At 74.0% G+C, this 19,129-nt stretch carries 20 protein-coding genes; 11 read left to right on the top strand and 9 right to left on the bottom strand.

Annotated elements, in window-relative coordinates:
• The first annotated feature begins 114 nt into the window (after nt 1-114).
• Nucleotides 115-1,773: a catalase gene (locus SAM23877_RS03710; protein ID WP_053126887.1), complete on the top strand. Its 1,659-nt coding sequence runs from the start codon at nt 115-117 to the stop codon at nt 1,771-1,773.
• 3 nt (nt 1,774-1,776) lie between these two features.
• On the opposite strand, the gene SAM23877_RS03705 is transcribed toward SAM23877_RS03710, so the two are convergent.
• Nucleotides 1,777-2,634, bottom strand: a complete 858-nt coding sequence (locus SAM23877_RS03705) for a fructosamine kinase family protein (RefSeq protein ID WP_053126885.1) — start codon at nt 2,632-2,634, stop codon at nt 1,777-1,779.
• Between the two features lie 104 nt (nt 2,635-2,738).
• On the opposite strand from SAM23877_RS03705, the gene SAM23877_RS03700 reads away from it, so the two are divergent.
• Together SAM23877_RS03700 and SAM23877_RS03695 are read left to right on the top strand one after the other, a co-directional pair.
• On the top strand, nt 2,739-3,062 hold the full coding sequence (locus SAM23877_RS03700) for a hypothetical protein (protein ID WP_053126883.1): 324 nt from the start codon (nt 2,739-2,741) through the stop codon (nt 3,060-3,062).
• A 68-nt stretch (nt 3,063-3,130) separates the two neighbouring features.
• Nucleotides 3,131-3,892: a maleylpyruvate isomerase family mycothiol-dependent enzyme gene (locus tag SAM23877_RS03695; protein WP_053126881.1), complete on the top strand. Its 762-nt coding sequence runs from the start codon at nt 3,131-3,133 to the stop codon at nt 3,890-3,892.
• A gap of 182 nt (nt 3,893-4,074) precedes the next feature.
• On the opposite strand, the gene SAM23877_RS03690 is transcribed toward SAM23877_RS03695, so the two are convergent.
• Both SAM23877_RS03690 and SAM23877_RS03685 read right to left on the bottom strand, forming a co-directional pair.
• A complete protein-coding gene (locus SAM23877_RS03690; protein WP_079030002.1) occupies nt 4,075-5,361 on the bottom strand; it encodes an SLC13 family permease in 1,287 nt (428 codons plus the stop codon).
• 297 nt (nt 5,362-5,658) lie between these two features.
• Nucleotides 5,659-6,903, bottom strand: coding sequence for an MFS transporter (locus SAM23877_RS03685; protein ID WP_053126879.1), 1,245 nt, complete (start codon nt 6,901-6,903; stop codon nt 5,659-5,661).
• A 473-nt stretch (nt 6,904-7,376) separates the two neighbouring features.
• Between SAM23877_RS03685 and SAM23877_RS03680 the strand changes: the two genes are divergently transcribed.
• Nucleotides 7,377-8,414 carry an NAD-dependent epimerase/dehydratase family protein gene (locus SAM23877_RS03680; RefSeq protein ID WP_053126877.1) on the top strand — a complete coding sequence of 346 codons (1,038 nt, stop codon included), beginning with the start codon at nt 7,377-7,379 and terminating at the stop codon, nt 8,412-8,414.
• 189 nt (nt 8,415-8,603) lie between these two features.
• On the opposite strand, the gene SAM23877_RS03675 is transcribed toward SAM23877_RS03680, so the two are convergent.
• A complete protein-coding gene (locus SAM23877_RS03675) occupies nt 8,604-9,137 on the bottom strand; it encodes a DoxX family protein (RefSeq protein ID WP_053126875.1) in 534 nt (177 codons plus the stop codon).
• 362 nt (nt 9,138-9,499) lie between these two features.
• On the opposite strand from SAM23877_RS03675, the gene SAM23877_RS03670 reads away from it, so the two are divergent.
• Complete coding sequence (locus SAM23877_RS03670; RefSeq protein ID WP_053126873.1) at nt 9,500-10,138, top strand: GNAT family N-acetyltransferase; 639 nt, start codon at nt 9,500-9,502, stop codon at nt 10,136-10,138.
• Between the two features lie 54 nt (nt 10,139-10,192).
• Here SAM23877_RS03670 and SAM23877_RS03665 read toward each other — a convergent pair whose 3' ends face one another.
• Genes SAM23877_RS03665 through SAM23877_RS03655 form a run of 3 tightly spaced genes read right to left on the bottom strand, consistent with a single transcriptional unit; the run spans nt 10,193 to nt 11,954 of the window.
• On the bottom strand, nt 10,193-10,918 hold the full coding sequence (locus SAM23877_RS03665) for a metallophosphoesterase family protein (RefSeq protein ID WP_053126871.1): 726 nt from the start codon (nt 10,916-10,918) through the stop codon (nt 10,193-10,195).
• Nucleotides 10,918-11,214, bottom strand: a complete 297-nt coding sequence (locus SAM23877_RS03660; protein ID WP_053126869.1) for a BON domain-containing protein — start codon at nt 11,212-11,214, stop codon at nt 10,918-10,920. The genes SAM23877_RS03665 and SAM23877_RS03660 overlap by 1 nt, the downstream gene beginning before the upstream one ends.
• Nucleotides 11,211-11,954 (bottom strand): nucleotidyltransferase family protein, encoded by a 744-nt coding sequence (locus SAM23877_RS03655; protein ID WP_053126868.1) that lies wholly within the window; start codon nt 11,952-11,954, stop codon nt 11,211-11,213. Before SAM23877_RS03655 ends, SAM23877_RS03660 begins: the two co-directional genes overlap by 4 nt.
• Nucleotides 11,955-12,097: 143 nt before the next feature.
• Between SAM23877_RS03655 and SAM23877_RS03650 the strand changes: the two genes are divergently transcribed.
• Nucleotides 12,098-12,406, top strand: coding sequence for a hypothetical protein (locus SAM23877_RS03650; protein WP_053126866.1), 309 nt, complete (start codon nt 12,098-12,100; stop codon nt 12,404-12,406).
• Nucleotides 12,407-12,431: 25 nt separating this feature from the next.
• Here SAM23877_RS03650 and SAM23877_RS03645 read toward each other — a convergent pair whose 3' ends face one another.
• Nucleotides 12,432-13,616, bottom strand: coding sequence for a PP2C family protein-serine/threonine phosphatase (locus SAM23877_RS03645; protein ID WP_053126864.1), 1,185 nt, complete (start codon nt 13,614-13,616; stop codon nt 12,432-12,434).
• A 182-nt stretch (nt 13,617-13,798) separates the two neighbouring features.
• Between SAM23877_RS03645 and SAM23877_RS03640 the strand changes: the two genes are divergently transcribed.
• The 4 genes from SAM23877_RS03640 (at nt 13,799) to SAM23877_RS03625 (ending at nt 18,029) form a co-directional block, all read left to right on the top strand.
• On the top strand, nt 13,799-14,212 hold the full coding sequence (locus SAM23877_RS03640) for an SRPBCC family protein (protein ID WP_053126863.1): 414 nt from the start codon (nt 13,799-13,801) through the stop codon (nt 14,210-14,212).
• Nucleotides 14,213-15,173: 961 nt separating this feature from the next.
• On the top strand, nt 15,174-16,217 hold the full coding sequence (locus tag SAM23877_RS03635; RefSeq protein ID WP_053126862.1) for a polyprenyl synthetase family protein: 1,044 nt from the start codon (nt 15,174-15,176) through the stop codon (nt 16,215-16,217).
• Between the two features lie 175 nt (nt 16,218-16,392).
• Nucleotides 16,393-17,268 carry an ABC transporter ATP-binding protein gene (locus SAM23877_RS03630; protein ID WP_244902914.1) on the top strand — a complete coding sequence of 292 codons (876 nt, stop codon included), beginning with the start codon at nt 16,393-16,395 and terminating at the stop codon, nt 17,266-17,268.
• Entirely contained in the window at nt 17,265-18,029 is a 765-nt protein-coding gene (locus SAM23877_RS03625; RefSeq protein ID WP_053126861.1) for an ABC transporter permease, read from the top strand. Before SAM23877_RS03630 ends, SAM23877_RS03625 begins: the two co-directional genes overlap by 4 nt.
• Before the next feature lie 45 nt (nt 18,030-18,074).
• Here SAM23877_RS03625 and SAM23877_RS03620 read toward each other — a convergent pair whose 3' ends face one another.
• Nucleotides 18,075-18,314, bottom strand: a complete 240-nt coding sequence (locus SAM23877_RS03620; protein WP_053126859.1) for a hypothetical protein — start codon at nt 18,312-18,314, stop codon at nt 18,075-18,077.
• Between the two features lie 183 nt (nt 18,315-18,497).
• Between SAM23877_RS03620 and SAM23877_RS03615 the strand changes: the two genes are divergently transcribed.
• Nucleotides 18,498-19,118: a CAP domain-containing protein gene (locus SAM23877_RS03615; RefSeq protein WP_053126857.1), complete on the top strand. Its 621-nt coding sequence runs from the start codon at nt 18,498-18,500 to the stop codon at nt 19,116-19,118.
• Nucleotides 19,119-19,129 lie beyond the last annotated feature (11 nt).

The following is a 19,129-nucleotide window of genomic DNA, read 5'->3' as shown; positions in this document are numbered from 1 at the left end:
TGTGTCGGACCTCGCGCGGCGGGGTACCCGGAGCGCCCACGTGCGCGGCCGACGGCCGCCTCGCAGCTCAGGGCCGCGTCCGAGGGCGGCCACGAGTCGAAGGAGCCCACGAACATGACGGACGTATCGAGCCAGGGGCCCGCCCCGGGCGACGACCGCAAGGTGCTCACCAACCGCCAGGGGCACCCCGTCTATGACAACCAGAACCAGCGCACGGTCGGCGCCCGCGGCCCCGCCACGCTGGAGAACTACCAGTTCCTGGAGAAGATCAGCCACTTCGACCGTGAGCGCATCCCCGAGCGTGTGGTGCACGCCCGCGGGGTCACCGCGTACGGCTACTTCGAGGCGTACGGCTCCTGGGGCGACGAACCGATCGACCGCTACACCCGCGCCAAGCTGTTCCAGGAGCGGGGCAAGCGCACCGACCTGGCCGTCCGGTTCTCCACCGTCATCGGCGGACGCGACTCCGCCGAGACGGCGCGCGACCCCCGCGGCTTCGCGGTGAAGTTCTACACCGAGGACGGCAACTGGGACCTCGTCGGCAACAACCTGGCCGTCTTCTTCATCCGTGACGCGATCAAGTTCCCGGACGTCATCCACGCCCTCAAGCCGGACCCCGTGACCTTCGAGCAGCAGCCCCGGCGCATCTTCGACTTCATGTCGCAGACGCCCGAGTGCATGCACATGCTGGTCAACCTCTTCAGTCCGCGCGGCATCCCGGCGGACTACCGCCACCAGCAGGGCTTCGGCGTCAACACCTACAAGTGGGTCAACGCGGCGGGCGAGACCAAGCTGGTCAAGTACCACTGGATGCCCAAGCAGGGTGTCCGCAGCATGACCGAGGAGGACGCCGCCAACGTCCAGGCGCAGAACCTCGGCCACGCCACCAAGGACCTCTACGACGCCGTCACGCGCGGCGACCACCCCGAGTGGGAACTGCTCGTCCAGATGATGGACGACCACGACCACCCGGAACTGGACTTCGACCCGCTCGACGACACCAAGACCTGGCCCGAGAACGAGTTCCCGGCGAAGCCGGTCGGCCGGATGGTGCTCGACCGGATGCCGGAGAACTACTTCGCCGAGAACGAGCAGATCTCCTTCGGCACCGGCGTCCTCGTCGACGGGCTGGACTTCTCCGACGACAAGATGCTCGTCGGCCGCACCTTCTCCTACAGCGACACCCAGCGCTACCGGGTGGGCCCGAACTACCTCCAGCTGCCCGTCAACCAGGCCAAGAACGCCCACGTGCGCACCAACCAGCGCGACGGCCAGATGGCCTACCACCAGGACGGCGGCGGGGAGAACCCGATCGTCAACTATGAACCGTCCATCACCGGCGGCCTGCGGGAGGCCGAGTACCCGACGCACGACGAGCAGGGACCGGAGATCCAGGGCCGGCTCACCCGCAAGCGGATCCCGCGCACCAACGACTACATGCAGGCCGGGCAGCGCTACCTGCTGCTGGAGGAGTGGGAGCGCGACGACCTCGTGGCGAACTTCGTCAACCTGCTCTCCCAGTGCGACCGGCCGGTGCAGGAACGCATGGTGTGGCACTTCCTGCTGGTCGAGAACGACCTGGGCCTGCGGGTCGGCGAGGGCATCGGCATCAGCCCCCAGGACGTGAGGCACCTGGAGCCGCTGGCCAGTCAGGACCTCACCGACGAGGACCGCGAGCGGCTGGCCAACCTCGGCAAGAACCCGCCGCGCGACGTCGAGGGCCTGAAGATGACCCACTGCGTGCCCAACGAGCGGCACGTCGTGACGCGCTGACGCTCAACGGCCCGGGGGGCACGCCCCCCGGGCCGCCGCGAGGGCCTGCTCGGCGTAGCCGCGCCCGAAGAGCACGGCGTGCACCAGCAGCGGGAAGAGCCGGTGCACGCCGACGCGGTCCGCCCAGCCGTCGGCGAGCGGCGCGGCCTCCTGGTAGCCGGCCACGACCCGGTCCAGGTACGGGCAGCCGAAGAGGCCGAGCATTGCGAGGTCGGTCTCCCGGTGCCCGCCGTGCGCGGCCGGATCGATCAGGCGGACGTGCCCGTCGGCGCCCCACAGCACATTGCCGTTCCACAGGTCGCCGTGCAGCCGGGCGGGCGGCTCCGCCGGTCCCGCCAGTTCGGGCAGCCGCTCGCAGACCCGCTCGACGTCGGCCGCCTCGCCCGGCCGGACGACGCCGGCGTCGACGGCGCGGCGCAGGTACGGCAGCACCCGGTGCTCCGCGTACCAGCGCGGCCAGTCGCTCCCGGCGACGTTGCGCATCGGGGCCCGGCCGATGAACGCCTCCTCGGGTCCGCCGGGCGGCGCGGCGCCGAACGCGGGCGCTCCGGCGGAGTGCAGCGCGGCCAGGTCGCGGCCGAACCGGACCGCCGCCCGCGCACTCGCCGGACCCTCGGGCACGCGGTCGGTGACCAGCAGGCGCCCGTCCTCGCCGACCACCGCCGGAACCCGCACCGCGCCGGCGCCGGCCAGCCAGCGCAGCCCGGCGGACTCGGCCCGCGCCGCGCCCGCGCCGTCGCAGCGCTTGACCATCACCGTACGTCCGTCGGCGAGGAAGACCTCGGTGAGGGAAGCGGACCACCGGCGCTCACCGGTCACCGTCCGGCCGGTGAACCGGGCCGCGGCCGCCGAGGGCGTCATCGTGGGACACACGGTCACCAGCCTAGGGCCGGACTGCGGCCGACCCGGTGAAAGACGCCCGGTGCGCCGTTGGAACACCCCGTACGCGGGGGAGCAGTGGGACCATGACCAGTTCAGCGTTCCATCGCACCATCATCCTGCCCGCCCCCGTGTGCGAACAGGCCGCACTGCACCTTGAGCACGCCGTCCAGAAGGCCATCGACGGAGCCGCGACGCCGTGGCGCGCGTTCCGCGGGGCCGACGGCGACGACTTCGCGTTCTCGGTACCCGTCGTCGAGCAGGCCGCGGGCTGCCTGCTGGTGCTGGCCGCCGAGAGCGCCCAGAGCCTGCGCCCCTCCGCCCTGCGCGCGCTGATCACCGTCGCCCTGCACCTGCGGGACGCCGTCGAGGCCGTCCGCCGGCCCGCGGTCCCCACCGGGGCCTGGTGAGCCCGCGCCCGTACGCCGGGGCGGAAAAGGGCGCGCCCCGGCTCTGAGCCTGTGCTTGGCTCCACGGCATGGAGTTCACCCGCTTCCTCGACTGCCTCGCCGCCGACCACGACCGGCTGCGGGCCGTCGTCGCGACCGGCGCCGACGCCCCGGTGCCCACCTGCCCCGGCTGGACCGTCGCCGATCTGACCCGCCACGTGGGGGAGGTCTACCTGCACAAGACCGTCGCCATGCGCGAGGGCTTCGAGCCCGAGCCCTGGCCGCCGGAGGAGTTCGCGCAGGAGGAGCCCACGGCGCTGCTGGACCGGGGGTACACCGCCCTGCGCGGCGAGTTCGCCACCCGCGCCCCCCGGGACCCGGCCGCCACCTGGTACGGCCCCGACCAGAGCGTCGGCTTCTGGATCCGGCGCATGGCCCAGGAGACCGTCGTCCACCGCATCGACGCCGAGCTCGCCACCGGGCAGCCCGTCGCGCCCGTCCCGGCCGACCTCGCCGTGGACGGGATCGACGAGCTGCTCAAGGTCTTCGCCGCCTTCTCCGTCGCCGAGTGGGGCGAGTACTTCGCCGACGTCCTGGACGGTTCGCCGGGGCGCACCGTCCTGCTGCGTGCCGGGGACACGGCGTGGCGGGTGCGGACGGGCCCCGGCGAGTTCTCCGTGACGGACGGGGCCGGCGACGGCACGGCGGACGTGACGCTGAGCGGTTCCCCGGAGGCGCTGCTGCGCCGGCTGTGGAACCGGGAAGGCGACGGAGACGGCGGGGTGACGGTCGCGGGGGCCCCGGAGGCGGCCGAGGAGCTCCGCCGGTGCCTCGTGGTGGCGACCCAGTGACCGGCCTGGCGCCCGGCGTCCGGTGACCGGCCTGGCGCCCGCCCCGGCGAGTGGTCCACCGAGTGGGCGACGGGAGCGGCGCGGGTACGGCGGTCAGGGCGGCGACGCCGACGCGACGGCGGCCGGGGTGCGGGTCCGCCGGCGGGCGCCGGGGTGCGGGTACGTCGGCGGGCCGCCGGGGGTCAGGCGCCGACGAGGTGCAGCGCTCCCCACAGGGCCACGGTCGAGGCGACGACCGTGGCGGGAACGGTGAGCAGGCCGAGCCGGGTGAACCGGCCCAGCTCGACCTCGACGCCGTACCGGTGCAGGATCCGCCGCCAGAGCAGGGTCGCCAGCGAGCCGACGTAGGTCAGGTTCGGACCCAGGTTCACGCCGATCAGCACCGCGAGGACCTGGCCGGGCCCGGCGGGTGCGGCCAGGGGGAGCAGGGCCAGGACGGCCGGCAGGTTGTTGACGGCATTGGCCAGCACCGCGGCCACCGCCGCCACCCCGAGCAGCGCCGGCAGCGAGTCCCCCTGCGGCAGCAGCCGCCCGAGCCCGGTGGCCGGGGCGCCCGCCATCACGGCCTGTACGACGACGCCGAGCGCCAGCACGAACAGGCAGAACAGCGGGGACGCGGCGCCCACCAGCTCCCGGGGCCCGACCTGGCGCCGGGCCAGCGCCCGTCCGCCGAGCACCAGCACGCCGCCGAGCGCCGCCCACGCGGGGTCCAGACCGACGGGCGAGGACAGGGCGAACCCGGCCAGGGTCAGCGCCACGACGACGACGGTGAACCGGGGCACAGAGGGCGCGGGCCGCGGCTCATGGTCGGGCGTGGGCGTGGGTGCGTGGCCGACGGCCGCGGGCCCGGTCAGGTCCGCGCGGAAGAAGCGGCGGAACACCACGTACTCGACGGCGATCGCCGCCAGCCACGGCAGCGCCATGAGCGCGGCGAACCTGGTGAAGGACAACCCGCTGGCCGTGAACGCCAGCAGGTTGGTCAGATTGGAGACCGGCAGGAGCAGCGAGGCGGAGTTCGCCAGGTGCGCCGTGGCGTACACGTGCGGGCGGGACCGGGCACCGGCCCGGGACGCGGTGGCCAGGACCACTGGGGTGAGCAGGACGACGGTGGCGTCCAGGCTGAGCACCGCCGTGACCGCGCAGGCCATGGCGAACACCCCGGCCAGCAGCCGCGACGGACTCCCGCCGCAGCGGCGAGCCACGGCCGCCCCGACGGCCTCGAACAGTCCCTCCCTGGCGCACAGGTGCGCCAGCACCAGCACCAGGGCGAGGAAGGCGACGACCGGCAGGAGCGTACGCGTCTGCTCCCATGCCTGGTGCGGGGTGACCGTGCCCAGTGCCACGGCCAGCGCGGCGGCGGGCACGGCGGCCACGGCCTCCGGCAGGCCCCGGGGACGGAGCACGGCGAAGGCGAGGACGCCCAGCAGCAGGATGACGGGGACGGCCTCGGCGAGGACGGCGGTACTCAGGGCTTCTTCTCCCCACGCGTGAACCGGGCGGACACCCGGTGACCGGCAAAGGCTGCCCAGGGTCGCACGCCTGGGTAAGGACGGGATTCATGTGCGGCGCCGCCCGGGACCGGGGTGGGGTGGCAGGGGCGGGGGCGGGCCGGGAGGCGCCCGGGGCACGTCGTCGACGAGAGCAGGGCGGGGTTCCGCGTCGCGGCCCGCGGACTACCGGACCCTCGGCCGCGGCCCGTGTGCCGTCCGGCTCCCCTTCGCGTCACGCCGTGCCCGCGGCCGGCTCCCGCCACGGGAGCACCCGGCTCAGGCTGCCGTCCCCAGCGCCGCCCGTGCCGGTACGTCCGTGTCCCCGGTCCGCAACGGCACCGGCACCTTGGAGCGGCGGCCGTGCAGGAGGTGGCCCGCGGTGATGGACGCGGCGATGATCAACCCGCCCGCGACGAGGGCGCCTCGGGCACCGGCCAACTCCATCAGCAGGCCCAGTGCCGGCGGCCCACCGAGGCCCCACACCGTGCCGATGCTGCCCCACACGCCGAGCACCCGGCCCCGCAGGTGCGCGGGCGGGTCGGTCTGCAGCACCGACGTGCCCGCGGTGTCGGAGACGGACTCCACGACGGCCATCGGCAGCACCATCACCAGCAGGACGGCCAGCGACGGTGACAGCCCGGCCACCACCTGCAGCAGCCCGCCCGCCGCCGCCAGCGCGCCGACGACCCGCACGGAGGGACGGCGCAGCCGGGCGCCGAGGACCGCGCCGACGATCCCTCCGGCCGCCAGCACCGTCGACACGGTGCCGAACGACCCGGCGCCGCCCGCGAGCGGCCCGGTCACCAGCACGGCCAGCGTGAGCTGGTAGTTGCGCCCGAAGACCGCGCTGACCCCGGTGACGCCGGCCAGCGCCAGCAGCCGCGGGCGGCGTGCGAAGAAGGCCAGCCCTTCCCGCACCGAGAGACTGTCCGCGCGGTCGTGGCGCTCCTCCTTGCCGGTGCGCTCGGCCGCCCCGCGCGCCGGACGCAGGAAGGGGATGACCGAGGCGACGAAGAGGAACGAGAGTCCGTTGGCGGCGTAGGCGGCGGCCGTCCCGAGGAAGCCGACCGCCACCCCGGCCAGCGCGGCGCCCGTGAGCCGGCCCGCCTGGTGGACCAGCGCGCCCACCCCGATCGCGGACGGCACGTCCTGCGCCGGGACCAGGTCGTTGCCCAGCAGCGAACACGCCGGGCCGTCGACGGTGGCGATGACACCGGTGACGGCGGCCAGCACCATCAGAGTGGTCACGTCGAGCCGGTCCAGCGCCACCATGAGGGCGGTCGCGAACGCGACCGCGCCGAGCAGCGCCTGGCTGACGGCGGCGGTCAGTTTCCGCGGCCAGCGGTCGACGGCGGCACCGCCGAACACGCTGATCAGCAGCGCGGGCGCGGCCTGGACGGACATCGACAGACCCGTCGCCGCGGCGGACCCGGTGATCTGCAGGACCAGCAGGTTCTGCACCGTGAGCTGCATCCACGTGCCGGCGTTCGAGACGAAGTTCGCGACCGACCACCAGCGCATGCTGCGGTACCTCAGGGACCGCCACGGCGAACGGGACGCCGGTGCGGAGGCAGGCGGGGCGGAGACAGGGGAAGAAGACACAGTGCGCCACTCGAAGACGAGTCGTGAGACCCGGGAGGGAAAGGAAAGGGGAGCGAGAAGACCGGCTGCGCTGCGCGGCCACTCCCTGGAGCCGGTTGACGGCGCCGACCATCGTGGCAGAAGGGACCGGCGAGTCCCTCCCGGCGCCCGCTCCGGGGCTCGGCTCGGACGGCACAACCCCCCTGCGTCACAGGGCGCTTGGCCCCCCGAGTGTGCTTGATCACAGGCTCCTGCGCGCCGGGGGTCGGGCCGGATGGGCGTGACGGCCACCACAGGGCTCGACCCGCCCGAGGGGCAGTGGGCCGTCGCAGACGTCCAGAGAATGAACGCGACCCGCCGGGGCACTCGGGGCCCGCTCGTCAGCGCTTCGCGGCGGAAGGAAGGTCGTCCTCATGATGCCGATGGCGACGTTCGGTCCGCGGTCGCAGGCCCGGCCGCCCTGGGACCGTGCCCTGGTGACCGGCGGTGCGGGATTCCTCGGCTCCCACCTGTGCACCCGCCTGATCGACGCGGGCGTCGAGGTGGACTGCCTGGACGACCTCTCCACGGGCCGGGCCGAGAAGGTGGCCCATCTGGCGGGCCGCCCCGGCTTCCGGTTCCTGGAGTGGGACATCTCAGGCCCCGGCTGCGCGGACGCGCTCACCGGCCCCTACGACCTGGTCCTGCATCTGGCGGGCCCGGCGTCACCGGCCGCCTGGCCGGACCGGCCCGTGGAGATCCTCGACACGAGCAGCCTCGGCACCCGTGCCGCACTGGCCGTCGCCGAGCGGGACGGGGCTCGGTTCCTGCTCGCCTCCTCGCCGCCGGCGCTCCCCGGCCGTCCGCCGCGCGACGCCCGGCAGGGGAGCGAGGCCGACCCGGTCGGCCCGCACAGCGCCTGCGCCGAGGCCGTCCGCTTCGCCGAGGCGCTGGTCGCCGCGCACGCGGCTGCCCACGGCTCGAACGCCGGGATCGTCCGCCTGTTCGCCGGCTACGGGCCCGGCATGCGGACGGACGACGGGGGCACGCCCGCCGCCTTCCTGGAGCAGGCACTCGCCGGGAGGCCGGTCACGGTCGGCGGGGACGGCAGCCGGACGCACCCCCTGTGCTACGTGGACGACATGGTCGACGGCGTGCTCCTGGTCGCGGTCGGCCGCTCGGTACGGCCCGTGGACATCGGCGGCGACGAGGCGCCCACGGCCGTGGAGATCGCCCGCCGGGTGATCGACCTGACCGGCTCGGACGCGCCGCTCGTGTTCGTCGACGGGGCGGGGGACCGGCCCGCGGGGCCCCGGCCGGTCACCGGCTTCGCCCGTGAGATCTTCGGCTGGCTGCCGGGGGTGACCTGGCGGGACGGCCTGGAACGCACCGTCGCCGCCCTCCGGGACCGTCCTGACGAGGTGCCGACCGGGGCGGTGACCACCGAGCGCGTGGGGGAGCGGCGGGCCTGAAGGCGTTCCTCGCCCGCCCCGGACCCGACTGGGTGACGGCCACCCGGCCACCCGGCCACCCGGCCACCCGGCGGCCCGGCCGCCCGACGCCGAGGGCTACGGCCCGGCCGCCCGACGCCGAGGGCCACGACCCGAGCGGCCGGGCCCCCCGTCGGCCGGGCGCCGACGCACGCCGGGGCCCGGGCGGGGCTAGACGCCCAGCTTGGCCCGTACCCCGCCCGCCGTCGCCGCGGGGCGGGCCGTGGCCCGGACCGAGCGGTGCACCAGGTGGGCGTCGTGCCGCAGGCCATGGGCGGCGTGACGGCCGCGCCACAACAGCGAGGGGGAACTGCCCGTGTCGTCGGCGGCGATCAGCAGGCCGCCCAGCATGGACACGTTCTTCAGGAAGTGGATGCGCTGCTGGGCGCGCTCGGACGGGTCCTCCGCCTCCCAGAAGCGGTGCCCCGCCAGCGTGGTGGGCACCAGCGTCGCCGCGACGGCCAGTGCCGCCAGGCGCGGGCAGCGACCGAAGCCGAGCAGGACCCCGCCCACCACCTGCACGGCACCGTTGAGCCGTACGAGTTGCTCGGTGCTGTCCGGCAACGCCGACACGCGGTCGGTCACCGGCCGGACGATCGGCTCGGCAGCGGGGGCCACCTGCTGGGGGCTGCGCAGGGACTGCAGGCCGCCGGCCACGAACATCGAGGCGAGCATCGGGCGGCCGACCATACGCAAAAGACTCATGGTGCTCTCTCGCTTTCTCCAGGGGTGCCGAGGCACTGCCGGGAACGTGCTGCCTACTGGGATCATCAGGTGCCCGCAACGGTCGGCGCCATTCGGTGCCCGGAGCGCCGGCGACGCCCACGGGTACCGCTGCGCGCGAGTCCCCCGCAGGTCACGGGTCCGGACGGTGGCGATGAGGTCGATTCATCGATCATCGTGGAGTGCGGCGCATCTGGCGCAGTGACCGCGGCCGACGGCAGAAGGCGCGCCCCGGCAGCTCGCCGAGGGTGCCGGAGGAAGGGGTCCGGCGGGTCGCGGGACCGCGCCGAGGGCGTCGAGGGAAACCCCTTGTGGGAGCGCTCCCAGTCGGGCAGGATGCCGCAGTGACCCCGACCGCCGCCGTACGCCCGTACCGCCCCGCCGACGCGCCGGCCCTCGACGACATCTGCATCCGCACCGCGCACAACGGCCGGGACAGCCGGCCGGTGTACGCCGACCCGGCGGTGCTGCCCGTCATCTTCGCCGCACCCTACGTCCACCTCGACCCGGACCTGGCGTTCGTCCTGGACGACGGACGGGGCCGCGCGGTCGGCTACATCCTCGGCACGGCCGACACCCCCCGTTTCGCCGAGGAGTTCCGCGCCAAGTGGCTGCCGCGGGTGGCACACCGCTACCCGGCGCCGGACGGCCCGCCCGGCACCCCGGACGAGGTCATGGCCGGACTGCTGCACGATCCGGAGCGGATGATCGTCCCCGAACTGGCCGCGTACCCGGCCCACCTGCACATCGACCTGCTCCCCGAGTGGCAGGGCCGCGGGCACGGACGTGCGCTGATGCGGACGTTCTGGCGGGCGCTGCGCGCCCGCGGGGTGCCCGCCGTCCACCTGGTCATGGCGACCGCCAACACACCCGCCAGGGCCTTCTACGACCGACTGGGCTTCCACGAGATCGCGGCGGCGGGCCTGGACCCCGCCGACGTCACCTGTCTCGGGCGTACGACGCGGGAGGAAACCGGGACCTGACGAGCCGGACGGGGCCGCCCGACCACCGCCCGGGCCCCTCGCGCCGCGCGGCGGTCAGGCGGCCCCGAGCCGGTAGACGTTGAAGGCCCGGCGGATGACGGGCTGCGCCACGTTGCGCACCCGGACCCCGCCCGCCGTCATCCCGTGCTCCGTGCCCAGGTGGGCGTGGCCGTGCACGGCCAGGTCCGCGCCGGCCGTGTCGATCGCCTCGGCCAGCAGGTAACTGCCGAGGAACGGGTGGATCTCCGGGGGTTCCCCGGCGAGCGTGTCGGCGACGGGGGAGAAGTGGGTGAGCGCCACCCGGGCGGCGCAGCCCTCGGCGTCCAGTTCCTTCAGCGCGGCGTGCAGGCTGTCCGCCGAGCGGCGGGTGGTGCGGACGAACTCCTTCATGACCGGTTCGCCGAACTCACCGGCGCTGCGCCCGACGAAACCGCCGCCGAAACCCTTGGTCCCGGCGACGCCCACCCGCGTCCCGGCACACTCGACGACGGTCGCCTCGCCCTCCAGGACGGTCACCCCTGCCTCCTGGAGCAGGGCGGTGACCTTCTCGGGCTGCTCGTCGTGGTGGTCGTGGTTGCCGAGGACGGCCACCACCGGCACCGGCAGGTCACGTACCTCCCGGGCGACCACCCGCGCCTCCTCCGGGGTCCCGTGCCGGGTCAGGTCACCGGCGAGTAGCAACAGGTCGGCACAGTCGGGCAGGGTCTCGAAGGCCGGGCGCAGCAGCCCCTGGCTGTCCGGGCCCATGTGGATGTCTCCGACGGCGGCGACGCGGATCATCACAGCTCCTCCGCATGGTCGGGACGGGTCGTCTCCGCCACCACGATGTCGGCGTGCACGGTGAGGCCGGCCAGCTCCTCGCGGGCGACGCGCAGCACCGTGTCGCGGCACTGCGCGGAGGGCACCGTGCCCGTGACCGCGATCGCCCCGGCGCGGATCTCGGCCCGTACACCGAGCTCGCCGAGCTCCTCCGCGGCGAGCCGGTCGTGCAGGTGGGCGACGCGGTACTCGACGTTCCCGGCCGCGGGGGCGGTGCCGCTCGCCGCGGGCCCCTGGTGTGCGACGGGGTCGCTCATCGCCGTTCCTCCTTCACGGTGGCCGCCGGGGCGGTGGAGGGGGCTGCCGGAGGGCCGGCCGAGGCGTCGGCCGGGGGAATGATGTCCAGCCGTTCGAGGATGAAGAAGAACGCCGCGGGCATCGGGTCGTCGCCGCAGTCGCGGCGCAGCGCCTCCCAGTCGATCTTCTCCCGCAGGGTGCGGGCGATCGGCAGCACGGCACCGAAGTTGCAGTGGTGCTCGGAGAAGGCCGCCAGCAGCCCGTGCAGCAGGTCGGTCGGCGACAGCACCGGCATGAGCACGGAGTCGACCGAGAGGTCCTGGGCCCGGGCCAGCAGCTCCGAGGTGACGGGCTCGTGCGCCAGCTCGAAGATCAGGTCGACCTGCTGTCCCAGGCAGTTCGCCTTGAGCAGCCAGTCCTCGGGCGGCGTGTACACCGCCAGGCCCGCTTCCCTGAGCGTCGCGGCGACGGCCTCCGCGTCGTCCGGCCGGATGCAGAAGTCCACGTCGTGCTGGAGGTTCTGGGTGCCGCCGTGCGCGTACACGGCGACGCTGCCGGCCAGCGCGAACGGGTGCTCGTTCTTCTTCAGGATCGACCCCACCTGTTTGGCGGCCTGGAGGATCGCCTGGTTGCGGTCGAGCGGGAGCTCCTCGTGGCGTGGGTCGTTCAGGGGGACGAACTCGGGGTCCCCCGCGGCCAGACGGAGCTCCGAAACGCCGGCGCGCTGGTCGAGAGCGCTGTCGTCGGCGGGCTGCGTCATTGCTGTCCCCTTCCGGACTGTCACCTTCTGTGGACCGGTCTGCCGGTCCGCCCCTGGGAACCCGGGTACCCGGCGCGGTAGCGCCGACACGGGACGCTGTTCCGGAGGTGGGCCGTCCGGCGGATCGGGGGCACTCGGGCGGCATGGACGACAAGCAGCAGCAGCCGACCGGACCCGAGGACCGACGCACCGTGGAACGGCTGGTCACGGCGTGGCTCGCGGAGACCGAGCAGCACGACCGCGCCGCGGCCGGGGAGGCCCGCGCCGGCTGGGAGAGCGGTGACCTCTCGGAGCGGGCCGCCCAGGACCTGGCCACCTGGGTCACCGCGAGGATCACGGACACGGGTTTCACCGAGGACGAGGGGCCCTACGTGGAAGGGCCCGTCCGGATCACGCCCGCCGACAAGGAGACCGTGCGCGACTGGCTGCGTGCGCGAGGCCACTCGGTCTGAGACGCGCTCCCGCGCCCACGGCGTGTCAGCGGGTCGGCGGGCGCCATTCGAACATCAGAATCGTCGCGTCGTCCCGCAGCTGTCCGCCCGACTGGGAGTCCAGGATCGAGTGGATCAGACGGCGCAGCGCCTCGGGTGCCAGCTCGCCGCCGGCCGTGGCCCGGATGACGTAGTCGGCGAACCGCTCCAGCCCGAAGAGCTTCTCCTCGCGGGTGCGGGCCTCGGTGATCCCGTCGGTGTACACCAGCACCCGGTCACCGGGTTCCAGCATCGTCTCGTGCGTCCGGCGCGGGCTCGCGGAGAGCTGGGCCGGTGAGCCCATCGGGGGTTCGGCGTCCCGTTCCAGGGCATCGGTGATCAACTGCTCGTCCCTGATCAGGAGGGGCGCCGGGTGGCCGCAGTTGCTCCAGCGCAGCAGACCGGTCTCGAAGTCCAGCTGGGCGAGGACGGCGGTGCAGTACTGGTCCGGCAGCCAGCGGGCCAGGGCGTCGTCGACGGAGCCCACGAGGGTGGGCAGGTCGGCCCCGTTGCGCCGGGCGTTGCGGCAGGCGGCCAGCGCCACCGCGCTGGTCAGCCCGGAGGCCAGGTCGTGCCCCATGGCGTCGACCACCGAGACGTGCAGGGTCGTCTGGGTGAGCGAGTGGTCGAAGGCGTCACCGCCGAGTTCGTAGGCGGGTTCGAGGACGGCCGTCGACACGACGTGCGAGTTGCCGATGGTGCGGGGCGGCAGGAACGCGCGGAGCATCTCGGAGGGGAGGTGCATCGGCTCGGTGCGGGTGTGCCGGACGAAGGAGTCCTCGAAGGCCCGCTTCGACGTGATCATCATGGCCAGGAGCGAGGCGAGCGCCCGGCCGCGGGTCAGGGTGGCGGAGGTGAGCGCGGAGGCGTGCACCGCCAGCACCCCCAGGCGCTCCGCACCGTCCAGCAGGGGCAGCCACGCCGTGACACCGCCGGTCTCGGCCTCCTCCACCCGCAGTGCCTGGGTCCGGTAGGCCCAGCCCGCGAGCGAGCCGTCGACGGGCATGCTCGACGCCACGTCGGTCTGCGGCACGAGATGCCGTTGTTGCAGGTCCACGAGGTAGACCACCGCGTGCTGCAGGTCCAGGGCCCGGGTGCAGCGGGCCACGGCGGCGGACAGGTCGAGGGTCAGGTGAGCGGGGTCGGCGAGGAATTCCTGCAACAGCACATCGCTCGTCTCCGGCGTCGGCACCTCGTCTCCCCTCGCCTGCCTGCCCGCCGTGAGGTCCGCCGTGGCGGGGCGCGTTGCGCAGCAGTCTGGCACCGCGCACCCGGCGCCGCCCGCCGAGCCGATCATTCGCGGGGTGCTTCGGTCCGGGCGGACCGGGGCACGCGTCACGTCGTACGACCACGAGCGCCGAGGAGTGGTGCCCCATGACCGAGTACGAGCGTTCCCGCACCATGCCCGCCGAGGCGGAGCAGGTCTTCGACCAGGCCGCGAACGTCGGGCAACTGGACACCTGGCTGCCCCGGGACCTGCACGTGGAGCCGGACGACCCGCCCGCCGTCACCGTGCACGAGGACCGCACCGACCGGGACACGTCCGCCCTGCTGAGCGCCCGGCCCGAGCAGATGCGCCTCGAATGGGGCACCCGCGAACAGGGCGGCTACGCCGGCTGGCTGCAGGTGGCCGGACTCGACGGCGGAGCCAGCGAGGTGACGGTGCACCTGTCGTTCTTCGACGAGGGCCACGACCCGGGGCGGTCCGTGGTGGACGACGCCCTCGAGGGCAGCCTGCGCCGTCTGGAGGAGCGGGTGAGGACGCGCACCGGCGACGCGACGGGCTGAGGAACACGACCCGGGACACCGGCCGGCCCGTCCCACCGCGGCGGCGCTCCGCCGCCACCCGCGTAGGCGCCCCCGGCGGACCTCAGGAGGCGCGGTCCCCCTTGTGTCCCGCGCCGGGTTCCGGCACGTCACGCTGCCCCGTGCTCCGCCTGGCCCAGCTGCTGGTAGAGATGGCCGATCCGCTGTGGCCGGTCGTCACCAGCCAGGAGACGATCACCCGTCCCCTGCCGGAGCGCTTCGCCGCGGGGACCGGAGCGATCGGTTCGGTCTGTGTCGCCGTCCGACCAGGGCACCCCACCCTCCCCCGCACGTGCCGACGCCACGTCACGGCCCCACGCGGATGGGGCCGATCGGCTGATCATCCGTATCCGTCCGGGTGTCTCACCACCCCGGAGGGGCGAACCGGCCGTCACCCGAATGGCCCCCGCACGCTACTGGTGGCGACCGATCCGGTGTCTCCTTGGGAGTGTCAGCGGCGTCCAGGCTGGGAGGCCGATCATGTACGAAATGTGCGTGGGCCCGGAGAAGGCGGGCGGAGCGTTGGTGTGGCACGTGATGGCCAAACAGGCAGCGGCCACTCTGTGCGGAGAGAGGCTCCGCGAACGTATCGAGGCATCCGACGGTGAACGGGCACGCCACTGCCCGGATTGCATGGCTTCCTTCGAGAAGTTGATGGCAAGCACACCGTGCTGACGGACCGTCCGCAACCGTCCGCCCCGCCGCATCCCGCGGCGGGGCGGACGGTTGACGTCCCAACCACCGCCGGATGTGGCCCGATTGTCGGCTGGATGCATGGTCATAGGGCTGGGCTGCTTCGGTGATCTTTCGCCGGGTGGGTGCGCGGAGCACGCTCCCCGCGGCAGGGCAGCCGATTGACTGGGGCGCGGCCGACGCGGCCCCGTGCGGGCACCGCCGGTTCCCGCTGTCCGTCTTCGGGTCCCGACCTCGTGAGGAGTAGTACGTGTCGCAGATCACCGACTCGGCCCCAGCAGGTGCCTTCCCGCGTCTGCAGTGGGTCGACGACGTGCTGTCACCCGCGCTGCGGGCGGCGGTCGAGTCGCTGCCCGCCGCGGAGAGTCTGGTGGCCAGGTACCACCGGGGCTGGTGCGAGGCCGACGGCGCGCCCCGCGCGTCCGTGTCCGGCGGTGGCAAGGCGGTGCGTCCGGCCCTCGCCCTGCTGTCGGCGGTGGCCGTCGGCGCCGACCCGGCGGCCGCGGTGCCCGGCGCGGTGGCGGTCGAGCTGGTGCACGACTTCACCCTGCTGCACGACGATGTCATCGACGGCGACGCACTGCGCCGCCACCAGCCCGCCGCCTGGTCCCTGTTCGGAACCCCCGCGGCCGTACTCACCGGCGACGCGCTGCTGGTCGCCGCCCTGCGCGCCCTGACCCAGGCCTCACCGCGGCGCGCGGGGGCGGCCGTTCAGGAACTCGTGGCCGCGCTGCTGGAGCTCGTGGAGGGGCAGAGCCACGACGTCGCTTTCGAGAAGGCCCACGACGTGTCGGTCGCGGACTACCTGACCATGGCCGCGGGCAAGACGGGTGCCCTGATCGGCTGCGCCTGCGCGCTGGGCGGCGTGCTGGCCGGCGCGGACGCCGTCCGGGTGGGCGGGCTGCGGGAGTTCGGACGGCACCTCGGCGTGGCCTTCCAGTGTGCCGACGACATCCTCGGCATCTGGGGCCGGAGCGCGCGCAGCGGCAAGCCGGTCGGCGCGGACCTGGCCGCCCGCAAGAAGTCGCTGCCCGTCGTGGCGGCCCTCGCCGCACCGGGCCCGGCGGCCGAGCGGCTGCGCGAGCTGTACCGGAGCCCGCACCCGCTGGCGGGGGGCGACATCGACCTGGCGCGGCTCCTGGTGGAGGAGGCCGGCGGACGGCGGGCGGCCGAGGAGGAGGCACGCCGGCAGATGACGGTCGCGCTGCGCTCCCTGTCCCTCGCGCAACCCACCGCTGACGCCTACCGCCAGCTGCACGACATCGCCTGGGCGATGACCCGCCGCGAGTCCTGAACCGCGCCGCCACCACCCTCCCCCGACCGGGTGCACCGGCCGGAGCGGTGCGGCAGCCGGTGCGTGACCCCACGACCGGCGGGCCGTTGTCCTGGCGATGACCGCTCCGTCCCCTCGCGCCGGCCGCGCCGCGGCCTGACGCCGCGGCCCCGATACGACGAAAACCAGTGGAGCCGTGCAGCACACCGAGCACAGCGCAGCGCCTCCGGGCGACCTCCCGGCCGTGGCCGCCTACGGGCTGCAGGTGGCCCGGGGGACCCAACCGGTGTTGCGCAACGTCAGTTTCACCGTCCCCCGCGGCTGCATCGTGGGACTGCTGGGCCCCAGCGGCTGCGGCAAGACCACCCTGCTGCGCTGTGTGGTCGGCGTCCAGGAGCCCAGCGCCGGCCACGTCCAGGTGCTCGGTCACGCGGCGGGCGCCTGGCCGCTGCGCACCCGCGTCGGCTACGTCACCCAGGCACCCTCCGTCTACGCGGACCTGACGGTGCTGGAGAACCTGCGGTACTTCGCCGCCGCCCTCGGCATGCGCGGCTGGCGGCGCGAGGACGCCGTGGTCCGGGTCGTGAAGGAGGTGGACCTCGCCGCCTACGCCGACCAGCCGGTCTCCCGGCTCTCGGGCGGCCAGTACTCGCGGGTCTCCCTGGCCGTCGCGCTGCTGAACCGGCCCGACCTGCTGGTGATGGACGAACCCACCGTCGGACTCGATCCGATGGTCCGCCGGGAGCTGTGGCTGGTCTTCCAGCGGCTCGCCGAGGAGGGCACCACGCTCCTGGTCTCCAGCCACGTCATGGACGAGGCCGACCGCTGCGACCGGCTGCTGCTGATGCGCTCGGGACGGCTCCTGGCCAACGCGGACCGGGGCAGCCTCCTCGAACACACCGGCTGCGACGCGGTGGAGGAGGCGTTCCTGTACCTCGTCCGGGCCGCCGCCGCGGCCGAGGCACGGGCCCGGCAGCACGACACCGTCGACGGACTCTCCCCCCACCTGCTCGGCCAGCCCGGCGCACCCGACGCCGAACGCGCCTTCTTCGCTGCGGACTCCCTCACATGACTGCCACCCACCTGACCGACCGGCTGCCGTTCTCGCCCAACATCACCGCGGCGACCGCCGTCCGGGTGCTCCAGCAGGTCTCCCGCGACCGCGGCAGCACCGCCCTGCTCCTGGGCATCCCCTGCATGCTCATGGTGCTGCTCAAGCTGATGTTCCACGACGCCGAGGAGACCTTCGAACGGGTCGGACCCCAGGTCTTCGGCATCTTCCCGGTCATCGTGATGTACCTGGTGGCCTCCGTGTCGACGCTCCGGGAACGCACCTCGGGCACCGCCGAGCGGCTGCTGACCATGCCGGTACGGCGGCTGGACATCGTCCTGGGCTACAGCCTGGCCTTCGCGTTCCTGGCGCTGCTCCAGGCGGTGCTGTCCACCCTGCTCTCGGTGGGCCCGCTGGGCCTGGACATCAAGGGTCCCGCTTATCTGCTGATGGTCATCGCCATGCTCGGTGCCCTGCTCGGCCTCGCCCTCGGCCTGCTGGTGAGCGCCTTCGCCCGCAACGAGTTCCAGGCGGTGCAGTTCCTGCCGGCCGGGGTACTGCCGCAGTTCCTGGTGTGCGGCCTGTTCGTGCCCCGGGACGAGATGCACGGCGCACTGGCGGCCGTGGCCCGGGCGATGCCCATGACCTACGCCGTGCAGGCCGCGGGCGAGGCGGCCACGCACACCGGCGTCACCGGGGTGTTCGTCCGGGACGCGGCGCTGATCCTCGGGTGCGTGGTCCTGGTGCTCATGGCCAGTGCCGCCACGCTGAAACGACGATGAGGGCCGTCCACCGACGGCCCTCATCCATGCCTCTGCCCGGCCGGGCTAGCGCGCGAGACCCCAGGAGAAACCACCGGAGACGCTGCCGAACTTCGGGATCTCGAACGGGCCGAAGTGCATCGGCGGCTCGTGGCCGCCGTTGAACCCGCCACCGCCGGGCCCGGGCGAGGTCACGGTGGCCGGAGCCGACACCTCGGCGGCACCGGCCGCCGAGACGGCCCCACCCGCCGTCAGGGCCAGAGCGGCCAACGACACCACGGCGACGCGGCGCAGCGAGAACGACATGAAAAACCTCCGGAAGAATGCACGAGAGGGGGGTGGAACGAACGAGCGCAAGCCTATCCAACAGCCCTCTCGCACACCGTCAGCGAAAGGCTGAATTACCCCGAATGAAGCGGTGGATACACCAGCAGAAAACGCGATGAACGTCATCGATAAACGCCCGGAAAAGAAAAGGTGAAAAACGAAATGATCGGCATGCCGCGGACGATGCTCGCCCTTGGCGCGGTCCTCACGGCCCTGCAGATCGTCGCGGTACCGGCCGCCTGGGCCGGACCGCCGCCCGCGCCGACGCCCCCCGCCCCCTACCGGGCGCCGCTGTGGCCGGTGCCCGAGCCGGGCCGGTGGCAGCCGGCGCCCGGTCCGGCCGGCACCGGCTCAGGCTCCGGCTCGACCCAGGGTCCACGGCACCAGGCGGGGGGCTCCGGCACGGTTGGCGGCCGCATGGTCGCCGCCGTCAACCGCCAGCGGAGGCAGGCCGGTTGCTCACCGGTGCGGCTGCACGCGGCGCTGGGCCGGGCCGCACGCGCACACAGTGCCGCGATGGCCCGCGGTCACCGGCTGACCCACACCGGAGCCGACGGGAGCAGCCCCGCCGACCGCATGCGGGCCGCCGGCTACCGGGTCGCCTCCGCGGGCGAGAACGTCACCGCGGGGTCCGGCACCGCGGAGGCCGCCGTGGCCGTGTGGATGCGCAGCGCCCCGCACCGCGACATCCTCCTCACCTGCGCATACACCCACGCGGGCGTCGGCAGGGCGAAGGGGTCCGGCGGCCCCTGGTGGACGCTGGACCTGGCCTCGCGGCGGTGACGCGTCCGTAT

This window comes from Streptomyces ambofaciens ATCC 23877 (genome assembly GCF_001267885.1).
GTDB lineage: Bacteria > Actinomycetota > Actinomycetes > Streptomycetales > Streptomycetaceae > Streptomyces > Streptomyces ambofaciens.
This window is presented reverse-complemented; position numbering and strand designations above follow the sequence as displayed.

Coding starts and splice junctions, on each gene's coding strand:
- SAM23877_RS03625 (WP_053126861.1), top strand. CDS start 17,265: ATGACTGCCACCCACCTGACCGACCGGCTGCCGTTCTCGCCCAACATC.
- SAM23877_RS03655 (WP_053126868.1), bottom strand. CDS start 11,954: ATGACGCAGCCCGCCGACGACAGCGCTCTCGACCAGCGCGCCGGCGTT.
- SAM23877_RS03615 (WP_053126857.1), top strand. CDS start 18,498: ATGATCGGCATGCCGCGGACGATGCTCGCCCTTGGCGCGGTCCTCACG.
- SAM23877_RS03680 (WP_053126877.1), top strand. CDS start 7,377: ATGATGCCGATGGCGACGTTCGGTCCGCGGTCGCAGGCCCGGCCGCCC.
- SAM23877_RS03700 (WP_053126883.1), top strand. CDS start 2,739: ATGACCAGTTCAGCGTTCCATCGCACCATCATCCTGCCCGCCCCCGTG.
- SAM23877_RS03650 (WP_053126866.1), top strand. CDS start 12,098: ATGGACGACAAGCAGCAGCAGCCGACCGGACCCGAGGACCGACGCACC.
- SAM23877_RS03620 (WP_053126859.1), bottom strand. CDS start 18,314: ATGTCGTTCTCGCTGCGCCGCGTCGCCGTGGTGTCGTTGGCCGCTCTG.
- SAM23877_RS03675 (WP_053126875.1), bottom strand. CDS start 9,137: ATGAGTCTTTTGCGTATGGTCGGCCGCCCGATGCTCGCCTCGATGTTC.
- SAM23877_RS03665 (WP_053126871.1), bottom strand. CDS start 10,918: ATGATCCGCGTCGCCGCCGTCGGAGACATCCACATGGGCCCGGACAGC.
- SAM23877_RS03685 (WP_053126879.1), bottom strand. CDS start 6,903: ATGCGCTGGTGGTCGGTCGCGAACTTCGTCTCGAACGCCGGCACGTGG.
- SAM23877_RS03705 (WP_053126885.1), bottom strand. CDS start 2,634: ATGACGCCCTCGGCGGCCGCGGCCCGGTTCACCGGCCGGACGGTGACC.
- SAM23877_RS03640 (WP_053126863.1), top strand. CDS start 13,799: ATGACCGAGTACGAGCGTTCCCGCACCATGCCCGCCGAGGCGGAGCAG.
- SAM23877_RS03695 (WP_053126881.1), top strand. CDS start 3,131: ATGGAGTTCACCCGCTTCCTCGACTGCCTCGCCGCCGACCACGACCGG.
- SAM23877_RS03710 (WP_053126887.1), top strand. CDS start 115: ATGACGGACGTATCGAGCCAGGGGCCCGCCCCGGGCGACGACCGCAAG.
- SAM23877_RS03660 (WP_053126869.1), bottom strand. CDS start 11,214: ATGAGCGACCCCGTCGCACACCAGGGGCCCGCGGCGAGCGGCACCGCC.